Origin of the sequence: Clostridium sp. BJN0001 (genome assembly GCF_022869825.1) — a bacterium.
Taxonomy (GTDB): Bacteria; Bacillota; Clostridia; order Clostridiales; family Clostridiaceae; genus Clostridium.
Map to the genome: position 1 here is coordinate 2,520,589 of NZ_CP094971.1, position 13,835 is coordinate 2,534,423.

Annotated in this window: 10 protein-coding genes, 1 tRNA gene and 3 pseudogenes; 2 read left to right on the forward strand and 12 right to left on the reverse strand. The window is 29.6% G+C overall.

Features of this window, described 5'->3' with window-relative positions:
• The first annotated feature begins 46 nt into the window (after nucleotides 1-46).
• Both MTX53_RS12220 and MTX53_RS12225 read left to right on the forward strand, forming a co-directional pair.
• A complete protein-coding gene (locus tag MTX53_RS12220) occupies nucleotides 47-1,291 on the forward strand; it encodes a DDE-type integrase/transposase/recombinase (RefSeq protein WP_244833926.1) in 1,245 nt (414 codons plus the stop codon).
• Nucleotides 1,291-2,094, forward strand: coding sequence for an AAA family ATPase (locus MTX53_RS12225; RefSeq protein ID WP_244833337.1), 804 nt, complete (start codon nucleotides 1,291-1,293; stop codon nucleotides 2,092-2,094). The genes MTX53_RS12220 and MTX53_RS12225 overlap by 1 nt, the downstream gene beginning before the upstream one ends.
• Before the next feature lie 179 nt (nucleotides 2,095-2,273).
• Here MTX53_RS12225 and MTX53_RS13115 read toward each other — a convergent pair.
• The 12 genes and pseudogenes from MTX53_RS13115 to MTX53_RS12280 form a co-directional block, all read right to left on the reverse strand.
• Nucleotides 2,274-2,417, reverse strand: a pseudogene (locus MTX53_RS13115) (transporter substrate-binding domain-containing protein); the annotation flags it as partial.
• Nucleotides 2,418-2,507: 90 nt separating this feature from the next.
• Nucleotides 2,508-2,825: pseudogene (locus MTX53_RS13120) on the reverse strand (asparaginase); the annotation flags it as partial.
• Between the two features lie 15 nt (nucleotides 2,826-2,840).
• The gene (locus MTX53_RS12235; RefSeq protein WP_244834030.1) at nucleotides 2,841-4,172 is read right to left on the reverse strand and encodes an IS3 family transposase; all 1,332 of its coding nucleotides are present in this window, start codon (nucleotides 4,170-4,172) and stop codon (nucleotides 2,841-2,843) included.
• Nucleotides 4,172-4,898: pseudogene (locus tag MTX53_RS12240) on the reverse strand (asparaginase domain-containing protein). Before MTX53_RS12240 ends, MTX53_RS12235 begins: the two are co-directional and overlap by 1 nt.
• Entirely contained in the window at nucleotides 4,813-5,523 is a 711-nt protein-coding gene (locus MTX53_RS12245; protein ID WP_244834031.1) for a GntR family transcriptional regulator, read from the reverse strand. Before MTX53_RS12245 ends, MTX53_RS12240 begins: the two are co-directional and overlap by 86 nt.
• 143 nt (nucleotides 5,524-5,666) lie before the next feature.
• Nucleotides 5,667-8,669, reverse strand: coding sequence for a type I pullulanase (gene pulA / locus MTX53_RS12250; RefSeq protein WP_244834032.1), 3,003 nt, complete (start codon nucleotides 8,667-8,669; stop codon nucleotides 5,667-5,669).
• A gap of 165 nt (nucleotides 8,670-8,834) precedes the next feature.
• A complete protein-coding gene (gene uraA, locus MTX53_RS12255; RefSeq protein WP_244834033.1) occupies nucleotides 8,835-10,130 on the reverse strand; it encodes a uracil permease in 1,296 nt (431 codons plus the stop codon).
• A gap of 203 nt (nucleotides 10,131-10,333) precedes the next feature.
• The gene (locus tag MTX53_RS12260; RefSeq protein ID WP_244834034.1) at nucleotides 10,334-10,936 is read right to left on the reverse strand and encodes a recombinase family protein; all 603 of its coding nucleotides are present in this window, start codon (nucleotides 10,934-10,936) and stop codon (nucleotides 10,334-10,336) included.
• A gap of 166 nt (nucleotides 10,937-11,102) precedes the next feature.
• A complete protein-coding gene (locus MTX53_RS12265) occupies nucleotides 11,103-11,735 on the reverse strand; it encodes a hypothetical protein (protein WP_244834035.1) in 633 nt (210 codons plus the stop codon).
• 244 nt (nucleotides 11,736-11,979) lie between these two features.
• Nucleotides 11,980-12,073 (reverse strand) — tRNA-Ser (locus MTX53_RS12270).
• Between the two features lie 30 nt (nucleotides 12,074-12,103).
• Complete coding sequence (locus MTX53_RS12275; RefSeq protein WP_244835499.1) at nucleotides 12,104-12,577, reverse strand: nucleoside deaminase; 474 nt, start codon at nucleotides 12,575-12,577, stop codon at nucleotides 12,104-12,106.
• The gene (locus tag MTX53_RS12280; protein WP_244834036.1) at nucleotides 12,564-13,787 is read right to left on the reverse strand and encodes a hemolysin family protein; all 1,224 of its coding nucleotides are present in this window, start codon (nucleotides 13,785-13,787) and stop codon (nucleotides 12,564-12,566) included. Before MTX53_RS12280 ends, MTX53_RS12275 begins: the two co-directional genes overlap by 14 nt.
• Between the last annotated feature and the right edge of the window lie 48 nt (nucleotides 13,788-13,835).

A 13,835-nucleotide genomic window follows, 5' to 3' on the forward strand; every position in this document is an offset into this window, starting at 1 on the left:
GATATAAGCTTATATTGTAATAAAACAAAGGAGGCTTTTTCAAAATATGGACGAAAAAACTAGAAAAGAAATAGCACTTTTCAGGTACGGAATCTTGGCTCCTCTGATAAGTGGTACTTATGATGAAAATAAAAGTGTTAAACAATTTTTCCGAGATGCCGCAGGCAAAGTATATCAGACTCCAGATGGTGAAGATACTAAGGTAGCTGCTGCTACTCTTGAACGTTGGTATTACAATTACAAGAATAAGGGCTTTGAGGCACTCATACCTGTAAAACGATGCGACACTGGAAGAACACGTAAATTAGATTCTGATATTACAGAACAGATTAAATATTTAAAACAAGAATATCCAAGAATCCCAGCAACACTTATCTATCAAAAGCTTATTAACAATGGAACTATTGTTAAAGGAGATATTTCACTTTCAACAATTAATAGGTATGTTAATGTTCTTAAGCTTGAGAATAAATATTCTAAAAATAAAGATATGAAAAGATATGAGCGTGCTCATATAAATGAAGTATGGTGTGGTGACAGCAGCGTTGGACCTTATTTGAAGGTAGATGGTAAAAAGAAACGCGTTTACATAATAGCACTTATTGATGATGCTTCAAGATACATAACAGGAATAGATGTATTTTTTAATGATAATTTTGTAAATCTTATGTCTGTTTTAAAATCTGCTGTTACACGATTCGGGAAACCTAAAATCTTAAACTTTGATAATGGTGCTTCATATAAGAACAAGCAAATGGAACTTTTAGCAGCTAGAATAGGTACAACTATTAGTTATTGTGCACCCTATACCCCACAATCAAAAGCTAAAATTGAAAGGTGGTTTCGCACATTAAAAGATCAATGGATGTCCCAGCTTAATATGAATGATTTTAATAATTTAGATGAACTTAGGATAAGCCTTATTTCATATGTTAATAGCTATAATCAGCATATACATTCTTCTCTAGATGGACTATCTCCACAGGACAGGTTTTTCAAGGAATCTCACATGATTAAAAGGCTTACAGATGAACAAATTGAAACTTCCTTTTTACTTGAATATGAAAGAAGAGTATCAGCCGATAACGTAGTTATGATAGATGAAACAGAATATGAAGTTGATTATAGATACTCAAAACAAAGAATAACCCTAAGATATTCACCTGATTTAAGCAAAATTTATGTAGTTGATAAAAACACTTCTGAACTTACAGAAATAAAGCTTTTAAATAAGCATGATAATTCTGTTATAAAAAGGGAAAAAATAAAACTTACTGGAGGTCAAGAATAATGGATTATATAAGTAGATATGGAATGGATTTTAATCCGTTTATAAAAAATTCTAAGGAAATAGTAGTAGAAACTTCTGACTATAAAGAAGTTATTTGTAGACTTAATTATTTACTTAATAATAAAGGTTTCGGAATCCTGACCGGAGGTCCAGGGCGAGGTAAAACTACAATAATAAGAAACTGGTCTAATAGCCTTAATTCATCACTTTATAAAGTTATTTATAGTTCCCTTTCTACACTTACTGTTGCAGAATTTTATAAAAATATGGCTGCCCAGCTTGGACTAGAGCCAATGTGCAGAAAAATTGATAATTTCAAAATTATCCAAAATGAAATAACTAGATATTCAGTTGAAAAACGTATAACTCCTGTAATAATTATTGATGAAGCTAATTATGTAAGTAATGGAATACTTAATGATTTAAAAATGCTTTTTAATTTTGACATGGATTCAAGAGATCGTGCAATAGTACTTCTTGTGGGGCTTCCTCAGTTAAATAATACCATGAGGCTAGTTGCTAATGAGCCTTTAAGACAACGTATAACAATGAATTATAATTTAGATAATCTCACAAAATCAGAAACTAAAGATTATATATTAGCAAAGCTTACTGGTGCTAAATGTAATACTGATATTTTTGATGATACCGCTCTTGAAGCAATTGCTAACGCTTCGAACGGAGTTCCTAGAATTGTTAATAAAATCTGTGATTCTAGCCTTATGATAGGCAATACAAAAAATATGAATACAATTGATAGTGACATAATAATGCTTGCTGTTAATGAAACTGAACTTGGATAAAAGTAAAATTTGCAAATATCAATAAGGTATTTGTGGATTTTTTTGTAATATTCAGAATATTTATCATCATAAACCGTAACGAAGTAGCCTCATTTTCATTGAAGATTTTGAAGAATATATTCATTTTTAGCATCAAATAAAGTTATGATATTAGCATCAAATAATTTGACGTTCAATAGAATAATTGCACTAAAGTCCATTGGTTTTAATTCATATTCAAATCCTTCTTCTTTTGCTATTGCATCTAAGACTTCAACATCTATTCCTACATATTTTCCATCTTTTTCTATTGAAAATGGTGCATACTTTGAATCACATGCTATTTCATCACATATATTGCTTGCTATTTTAAATTTAATATTAGAGTAATTATTTTCTTGTCCTAAAATCCACATAAGTTTTGTAACCGCAGATTCTGTAGTCATATCTTTTCCCGAAATAATTCCTGCTTTTTCTGCCTTTATACCAACACTATAAACATTAAGATCAGCTCCGTCATAAACGCACTGGCTTACTGTGACAACTGGTATGTTATATATATTGATAATTTTCTTTAGTTTATCTATTAGATTGTTATATTCAGACGGAATTCCTCCAAGCCCAAATGTTTCTATTACAACTCCTCTATATCCTTCTGATAATATAAAGTCGATTATTGATGGTCTTATGCCTGGTACAAGCTTTAATAAAAATACTTTGTCACAATAAAATGGACCCTTTGTCAAGGACACAATAAAAAAAAGGGGCTAAGAAGCTATTAAAAGATGATTTCTATATTGTTTAGGAGTCATCTTTTTCAAATTCCATTGATATCTATGATTATTGTAATAATCTATATAATCATCAATTGTTTCAGTGATTTCTTCTAATGTAGAACAAGATTTAAAATCGATTTCATCTTTCATATGACCGAAGAAAGATTCTTGAGGTGCGTTATCCCAACAGTTACCACGACGAGACATTGATTGCCCTAAGTTATTATCCTTTAATAATTTTTGGAATTTAGGACTTGTATAATGCACGCCTTGGTCAGAATGTATGAAAGCATATTTATGTAATGAATCTTTATGGTCATTTATTAGATTAGAAATAGTTGTAGTTGCAATATCTAAAGTAATTCTATCAGACACATTATATGCAAGGATATCATTGCAGCTACCATCTTTTATGGTTGATAAATAAGCCATATGCCCATTTCCATATGGTAAATATGTTATATCAGTTAATAAAACCTTACAGGGTATTCCTTGCTTGAAATTACGCTTCAATAAATTAGGAACAACATTATGCTCTTTAGTTGCTTTTGCCATTCGGCGATACGGATTAGCTTTTCTAATAGGACATACTATATTATATTTTCTCATAATACGTTGAATTTTCTTTCTACTATAAATTATGTTAAATTCATTTTCTAATGTCATTTTTATAGAACGAGACCCCTTCTTATATCCACGATGATCAAATGCTTTTAAGATGTTATCTCTAGATATAATATCATTATCTTCATTTAATTTTCTTTGCTCTGATGTATTAATGTATCTATAGTATCCCGAACGTGAAACATTTAAGAGCTCACAAAAGTGAGAAACCATATTTACATAATTATTATTAATAATTGTTTGATTAATCAATTCAAATGTTTCTTTAGTTGTTAGATTCAGGCTGTTGTTTACCAGCCTCCTTTCTATCACGTCTAATTTTTTTAGCAATTCTAATTGCTCCTCTAAAAGTTGAATTTTTGCCTCTTGTTTCTTAATTATATCGTCTTTTGATAATTCCTTTTCAGTTGGTCTTCCTGAATTTTCTTTTCGAGTATCTCTCAGCCCAATCATGCCGTCTTTTTTATAGGCTCGTATCCATCTAGCTGCCGCTTGCTCGTATCTTTTATAGCCAAGTATTTCAATATCAAAACCAGCGCCAATAAAGATAGTTTTAGGAGTTTTTCCTTTCAAATATTCATCTATAAATAAACGCTTAAATTCGTCAGAATAAGTAATCGATAATTCGCTTACTCTTTGTACGTAGTTATTTTGCTTCAGTAATTCAATTTGATCTTTTGTAAAAGTAATCTTACTCATTATATAAACCTCCAAATCATTAATATTATACACAAAAAAGACCTATAGGGAAGACACTTTTTTCTAAGTGTCCACTCTATAGGTACCATTTTACAAATATTATTGTAAAAAGTTACTTTTTTATTATAATTATCATCACTAAGGCTTGCTTTGTTTATTACTAATTTTCCATCTTTAAACATTCCCAGATAAGGATAATTACAGCTTACAAATGCATTCTGATTTAATGAATGAATCTTAAATGCTCTAGTACCCTTTATAACTTTCCCATTAAATACAAGACTTATACCACATATATCTGAAACAGCAACTTTAAATGCTTCAAGAAGATTTGAATCTGCATCGCTTCCCTCTTCTCCCATAGGAATCTGTGATCCTGTAAAAACTACAGGTATATCAAGATTCTGGACCATAAATGATACCATTGATGTTGTCTGTTCCGTGTGTAACCACAATTCCATCAAAGTTTTTAGCGCCTTCATATACTTCTTTGGCAATTATTTCCCAATCTTTTGATGACATATTGGAGCTGTCAATATTGAGTATTCCTTTAACTGTAATATTACATATAGATCTAATCTCAGGTATTTTTTCTAAAAGTAATTCTCCATTAACTCCAGGTGTAAGTCCATCATTACTTTTAATACATGCAATAGTCCCGCCTGTTGTCAGTAAAAGTATTTTTTTCATAAAATGATGCCTCCATAAGTTGTTTTTTATTCTCATAGACTCTCTTTTGCAGATGCACTAAATGATCACATATAAGTTTCTGCGCAGAATCAATATTTCTATTTAACATCTCAGATGCAATATTTATGTGTTCTTGCTTTTCATTTGAAAAAAGTAAATGACGGCTATCATAAATTAATATTCTAGAAAGATTTTCAAACACATTTTCTGCCATCTGATATAACATTTCATTATGTCCTGCTTTTATTATGGACATATGAAATTTGTCATTAAGATAATTGAATTCATCTATTTTTCTTACATCAAAATTATCAGGAAATTTTTCTGCAAGATGTAAAATACTTTTAAGTTCCTCATCCGAAGCTTTTAAAATAGCTTTCTTAGCTGATTCTTTTTCAAAAATCATCCTCATTTCAAAAGATTCCTGCATATTCTGTTCTGTAATTGGTTTTACAAAATACCCTTTTCTCGGAAAAGATGTCAAATACCCTTCTAGCTCTAATGCTGTAAGTGCATCCCTTATTGGAGTTTTGCTTACATTATATTTATTTGCAAGTTCAGACAAAGTTATGAATTCTCCATCTTTTATTCTGAGTTTAAGAATATCAGATTTTATCTTTAGGTAAATTTCTCTTGCATATGACATATGAGATTTCTGCATTTATTTTCTCCTTAAAATCCCACTGATATATCAGTTTAAATAAATAAAAAAAGCAATAAAACATTTATTTTCTCATAAATGCTTCATTGCTTTATTGGGTTTAGTATACTTTATAATTATTTATTTGTCAATATAATTATTTATTAACTATTACTTTTTTCAAAACTTTCTTTATCTACTAAAACATAAGAAGTATGTGCTGGTAAAATAACTTTTGAATTTTTAACTTCATCAAGTTTTTCTACACCTGCATTATCTTTATTAACAACAGTAACCCATCCATCTTGTGGAAGTGTAACTTCAACTGAATCATTACTTGAGTTAAACATTACTGCTATTTTAGACCATGAATCATTAGCTTTACTTCCATCTATTACATATGCAACAACATTACTTCCCTTAAAGTCTTTTCCTTCTTCTAAGAATTTTAAGTTGTTTTGTATATCTTCTGTGCTATCCATTCTAAATGCTTTATGCTCACTTCTTAATTTTAATAGTCCTTTATAATAATCATATAAACTACTAAATTCTGAAATTCTTTTCCAGTCAAGTTTATTTACGCTATCTGGTGAATTATAGCTGTTTCCATTAAATGTTCCATCAGGATTTGTTTTAGTTCTTGCAAATTCTTCTCCTGCCTGCATAAATGGTATTCCTTGAGATGTTAAAACTATTGCAGCTGACATTTTATTTCTATCTATAAGTTCACTTTGTGAAAGATCCTTGCCAGTTGTATTTAATTTATCCCATAAAGTCATGTTATCATGGCATGACGCATAATTAATTGTCTGATATGGTTCATTAGCCCATGGCTTTTCTGAATAATTAACATTTGAATAGTCTATTCCATCATGCTGAGTAGATGCTACTACACCAAATTTTATTGTATCTTCACAATTTGCTTTTCCAAGTAAAAATGCATCATCATTATCATCAAATACATTTCCTCTTAATCCATCTCTTAAATCATCACTAAATGCACCAATTTGCATTTCTCCAAATTTAGGCATATTTGCCTTTAAAGTTTGTTTAGATGAATCGAGTGAAGAAGATGAGCCTGTCCATCCTTCTCCATATAATAATATTTTATTATCAATTTTATCTAACTCAGTTCTTATTTCTTTCATTGTATCAATATCATGAACTGCCATTAAATCAAATCTAAATCCATCTATATGATATTCGTCAGTCCAGTATTTAACAGAGTCAACAATTAACTTTCTAACCATAAAACGATCAGATGCTGTTTCATTTCCACATCCAGAACCATTTGAAAAATTACCATTCTCATCTTGTCTATAATAATAATCAGGAACAGCAAGGTTAAATAATGAATCTTCTGTAGCTCCTGTATGGTTATAAACAACATCCATAATTACTTTTATACCATTTTTGTGAAGTTCTTTAACCATCTCTTTAAACTCAGTTATTCTCATCTTTCCATCATAAGGGTTCATTGAATATGAGCCTTCTGGTACACTATAATTCTGTGGATCATATCCCCAGTTATATTGACTGTTATCATCTTTTGTTTCATCAATTGATCTAAAATCAAAAGATGGCATTATCTGTACAGTATTTATTCCAAGTTCTTTAAGATGATCAATTCCTGTCTTTATATCAGTACCAGAAACCGTATTACTTTTTTGCCATACACCTTCATATTTTCCTCTATACTCTATACTAACTCCTGAATTTTCATCAATTGAAAAATCTCTTATATGCATTTCATATATTGTTGCATCAGTAGGATTTTTAAGTTCTGGTCTTTTATCTTCATTCCATCCTTCAGGATTTGTTTCTTCAAGATTAACTACCATCGATCTTTTTCCATTTACACCTACTGCTTTTGCATATGGATCTGTGACTTCATTTTCTTTTCCATTATTTTTTACAATATAATTGTAATAACATCCATCAAGGTCACCATCTACAGAAGCTTTCCAAATACCATTATCTTCTTTTTTCATCTCAATTTTCTTTTCTGCAGGACATTTATAAGTTTTTCCATTAGTCCCATAAAGATTAAGATATACGCTTTCTGCTACTGGAGCCCATAAAACGAAATCTGTTTTTTCAGGTGTATATATAGCTCCAAGTTTTCCATCATATTTAAATGTTTGCTCAAACTTACTGCTATCATATATTTTACCAAATTCAGCCTGACATTCATCACAGCCTGGTATAACAACAGAATATTTTTTATTTAAATCTAGTCCATTTACTGTCTTTATATTACCTGATATTCCATCTTTATTTATTGAGATAAAATATAAGTCACTATTAATAGGTTGTCCATTTTCTTTTAAAATAATTCCTTTTGTACTATCAAGTTTTCTATTAAGCTTAAAATTTATATTATTTGTTGTTTCAATTTTTAAAGATGTTATTTCTGTTTTCTTAATTGGCTGATCTGGTGTAGTATACACTTTTTCATCACCTTGAACTAAATATATGTTAATTTCACCTTTATTATTTGCATATGCAAGATCTACAGACCTATCTATATCTGTATCTTTTTCAGTCCATGAATCTCCACCTTTTCTCACTATAAATGATATAGATTTCTTACCTTTTACATCACTTTTAATAACTTCTGCAATTTGTCCATATTTATCACTTTTAGCAAAGCCATATCCTGCACCGTCTGAATCATCTGTCCATGACCATACATCCCAATTATCATAATTTTCATCGCCTCTGTAATAATGAACATTAAGTTTTACAGATGCAAAATCTCTATTTATCTTTTTATCAGTTCTAGAAACGTTTCCATCATTATCATTTATAATACTCTCTGTGTCTCCTAAAGTTAAGTCAACACTTTCATCACCTGTTGCTTTTTCTTTCCAGTCGCCTTTACGAACTATATAGAAAAGCTCTCCAGAATTTTTATCTGCTTCAACAATAGCAAATTTTCCTTGGTCATCCTGACCTATAAAATCAACCTGTTTTCCATCTTTTCCTTTCTCCCATGTCCATAAATTCCAACCATCATAATTAGAATCCTGTCTGTTATAACGAATTTTTACTAACACTTTTTCAGTATTTTCAGCTGCATTTACATTTTTTACAGGCATTTGAAAAAATGCAAAGAAAAAGACAGCTAATGTAATTAAAGCTATTGTCTTTTTTAACTGTTTCATAAATCTACCCCCTTTAAAACGTTTACTAAAATTATTATACCACTATTTAAATCATTTACAATACAGTATTAACTATAAATACCTTTATTTGATAAATATTAGTTTAATAAAAAAGCGTACTAATGAAAACTATCATTAATACGCTAAAAATTTTATGTATAAAACTTATTCTTCTTCGTTCATAAGTCCAAGCTTGTCAAAAATAATAAAGCTTACATTTAAAAGTATTCCAACTATTGTTGCAAGACCCATTCCTTTTATTTCTATACTTCCAAGCGATAATGTTATTCCACTTAATCCAACAACAAATATAACAGAAGCTAAAATTAAATTTCTTGATTTAGCAAAATCAACTTTTTCTTCTATAAATGTTCTAAGTCCAGATGTGGCAATTGTTCCAAATAGAAGCATACTTACTCCACCGATTACTGGGCTTGGAATTGTAGTTATAAGTGCTGATATCTTTCCTGAAAATCCTAATATAATCGAAATTACCGCTGCACCACAAATTACATATACACTATAAACTTTAGTAAGTGCCATTACACCTATATTCTCGCCATATGTAGTTGTAGGAACTGATCCAAACATTCCTGAAATTACTGTTGAAAGACCATCTCCTAAAAGCGATCTATGAAGTCCTGGATCTTCCATTAAATCATGTCCAATTATACTGCTTGTTACTTTAAGATGTCCTACATGCTCTGCTACAACAACAAATGTTGCTGGCAATATTGTAAGCATTGCATTTGAATCAAAATGTGCTACTTTTATATTTGGCATAATAAAAAAGTTTGCCTGTGTTACTGCTGAGAAATCAACTATTCCCATAATACATGAAGCTATATATCCTATTATTACTCCTAAAAGAAGAGGAATAACTTTAAGAAATCCTTTTAAAAGTACATTACACAATATGACACTTACAAGTGTTATCATTGAAATAATAACCCACTGCACATTAAGTTCTGGAGAATTACTTCCTCCAACTGGAAATCCTGCCATATCAGCAGCACTAGGTGCAAGTTCAAGACCAATTATAGTAATTATTGATCCCATTGCTGCAGGTGGAAGTAGTTTATTTATCCAGCCAATTCCTGTATAACCAACAGAAATTGCAATAATTGAAAATACTACTCCTGTAGCAACAAATCCACTTTGAATTGTTTCAAAATCATATCCCTGAGCATATAAAAGTAAAACTGGTGATATAAAAGCAAAACTTGATCCTAAATAAGCTGGTATTTTTCCTTTAGTAATAAACACATATAAAAGTGTTCCTATTCCATTAAAAAAAAGGACGGTTGCGGGGTCAATATTAAAAATTAATGGAACTAATACCGATGCTCCAAACATTGCAAATAAATGTTGGATACTAAGTGGTATTCCTTTAGTTAAAGGTAGTTTCTCATTAACTCCTACGCAATCATCTTCATTCATTAAAGTATTATCTTTATTCATTTTATCATCTTCCTTTCTTAGTTTCTCAGAACTAAATTAAAAGCACCTCACATAAAATATCACTAATAATTTATTCTGTCAAGATTTTTTAATTTGCTAAAGACATTAATTATGCTAATATTTTGCCTCCATTATGCTATTTTATGAATATATAATAATTTGATAAAAAAATCCCCAGCACTGTGCTGAGGATTTTTTTTATATTATTTTACAACATGAATATGGGATAAATTTTTTCTTTTATTCGCTCTTATTAATGTACTTTTAGAAATTCCTGTTTTTTTTACAACCTGCGTATAACTATAATTTCCACCATTTATACACAAAAGTTTTAACGCTCTATCTAACTCATCTTCAGTATAATTTCTTCTATGATTAACAGATTTTGTATTTCTATCAATTCCTTTTTCCTTTATTCCTGACTTATTAAAAAGTTTTATTGCCTTTACCTTATTAGTAATATCTTTATGTTCATCAAGAAATGTTGTAAATGCATTTTGTATAAGATTAAGTTTATCCATAGTATCTATTACCCCTATATTTAATATCTTAACCTTACCACCTTTATCTAACAGTATTTTAAATATGTCACATGCTTCCTTAATTGTTTTTCCGACTCTATTAAGGCGAGCTATTATTAAAACATCTTCTTCATTAAGATCTTTTAAAAGTTCATAAAGTCTCTCTTTTTTCTCCTGATCCTTTTCTTCGATAACTTTTTCACATCCATTATTAAATAATGAAAAAATCTCTTTCTCTCTAAGTGAACTGTTCAATATATTCGTATAACCATAAATCTTACCCATAAATTTACACCCACTTTAATCTTAATATTAGATATTACAATTATATACCTTTTTACAAATATTGGCAATAAAAAAGAACCTATAGAAATAGTCGTTTTTAAATACCTATTTCTACGGTTCAATTGCAAATTCTACATCTATTTTTTATTTCTTGTAAATTATGATATTAAACATAATTTACAAGAAATGCATACTGCTTAGCAAGTTCTTTTCTATACCAATCTGTCTTTATTATACTTAAGTATGCATCTATAACTTTCTTTATCATAGACTCTTTAGTAAGTTGTAAAATCATCGCTAAAATAAAGAATGCTACTACAGCAAGAACAATTAAATATCTTACACTTGTTGCAACTGTATCTAGAACACAAACTCCTACAGATCCTGCTATAACAGCAGCAATTGATGCATATGTACCACTTTGAATATTAGCTTTTGTAGATGAAATTTTCTTATATAAAATTTCTGTTGTATATACATCCTTAAAAAATAAATCAAGCTTGTCTCTATATGTGTCCATAAACTTTTTCTGCATATATATAAGTGCTTTATTATCTTTATCTGATGAAATTCGCATACACATTATAAGAGGATATTCATATTCTTTTATATCATGGAATTCGAATTCGTCTCTTTTTTTTAAGCTAGGAATTTTTACGCAAAGTTCATTATTTGAATCTAGTGTAAGTTCGTAATTATCATTAACTCTACCAACATAATTATCCCTAATAATATTAATACTGTTCATAATTTTTTCATTATGTGCATACTGTCCACTCATTATAGTTAATATTGTCATAAGATTCCACCACCTTCTTTTTTATGTTGTCCCAGCTATATTATATAATTAACTTAATATACATAATCTGTATTTTTCCCTAATTATATCACATATAAAACAAAAATTCATGTACGAGTTTAAATCCATCTGCAATCGTTTATGTTCTTTTAACCATAAGTACATTCTAACACATTGATATGAACTTTTTTAATGTCTATAAAATAAAAACGCAAGCATTTTATTAACGCTTGCGTTCTCATTATGGCGGAGAGAAAGAGATTCGAACTCTCGGTACCTTTAAACAAAAATACAATGATTTTCGAGACCATCGCTTTAAACCGCTCAGCCATCTCTCCTTAATAATATTATTATATTACTAAATGTTATTATTTATCAATATTGTGAATTTTACGTCTATCATTAAAAAATTCAGTCATAATGTCAGAACATTCTTTATCATACTCCCACTTAACATCAACAAAAGAATTAAGTTCTCTGCTATCAGTAATATTAATTACGGAACCACAGGCACCCATATCTTTATTAAATGTTCCTATGTGAACTCTAAGTATTCTGCTTTGAACTATAGCTGCTGCACACATAGGACATGGCTCTAAAGTAACATACATTTCGCAGCCATTAAGTCTCCAATCTCCTAGCTTCTTCGTAGCTTTATTAATTGCAAGAATTTCTGCATGTGCAATCGGATTTTTAAGCTTCTGTTTAAGATTATGAGCTTTTGCCAATATTTTTCCATCCTTTACAATCACACATCCAACAGGTATTTCTCCTTCTTTTTTGGAAATAAGCGCCTCTTTTTTTGCAATCTTCATAAAATCAGCTGATTCAATCATTTCCATCTCCATCATTTTCTTCATTATTTTCGATTTCTCTATTTACATAGACTTTTACTTTCTTAACTCTGTTCTTATCAACACTTTCAACTTTATACGTAATATCCTTTATTGTAACCTCTTCTCCCTTTTCAGGTATTCGTCCAAGTTCTCCTATTATAATTCCTCCAACAGAATCAAATTCTTCTGATTCTAAATCCATATGAAGAAAATCTCCAAGATCATTAAGTCTTATACTTCCATCAACAACATATTCGTTCTTGTTTATAACTTCTAAAGACTTTTTATCTTCATCATATTCATCTTCAATTTCTCCAACAATTTCTTCAACAAGATCTTCAATTGTGACAACACCTACAGTTCCACCATATTCATCAAGAACTACTGACATTGGATTTCTTGTCTTTTTCATTTCTTTAAAAAGTTCTACTATCTTTTTAAATTCAAATGTATAAAATGGTTCTCTTATATAATCTGTAACTTTAAAATTTTCTTTAAGATTTTCTATCATAGCAATATCTTTTATGTTTAATATTCCTATAATATTATCAATTGTCTCATCATAAACAGGAATCCTTGAAAACTGCTCATTTTTTATAACATCAAGCACTTCATCATACGTAGATTCCTTGTCTATTGCGATAACATCAACTCTCTGAACCATTACATCCTTAACTTGAAGATCAACAAAATCAAATACGTTGAAAATCATTTCCTTTTCAACGTATTCAAGAACACCTTCCTCTTCACTAACGCCTACCATTGTCTTCAATTCCTCTTCTGTAATAGACGTTTCATCTGATTGAGGTCTGCCTCCTAAAAGCCTTATAAATACCGCTGAAACTATATTAAAAATGTACACAAACGGAGTTAAAACTATAACTATATATTTTATAGGTCTTATTACTTTAAGACTTACTTTTTCACACATCTGCTTGGCAATTGATTTTGGAGTTATTTCACCAAAAATAAGTATAAGTATAGTCATAATTCCAGTTGCTATTCCAACCCCTCTACTCCCTGCAAGAGTAGTTGCAACTACAGTTGCAAGTGATGAAGCCAAAATATTTACAACATTATTTCCTATTAAAATTGCTCCTAATAGCTTATTTGGATTGTCTATAAGTTTTTCTACAAGTTTTGCATTCGGAACTTTCTCATCAACCATATGTCTTAATCTTATTTTGTTAATAGACATAAGTGCTGTCTCTGACATCGAAAAAAATCCAGATAATATTATTAAAACTATTAATATTAATATTTG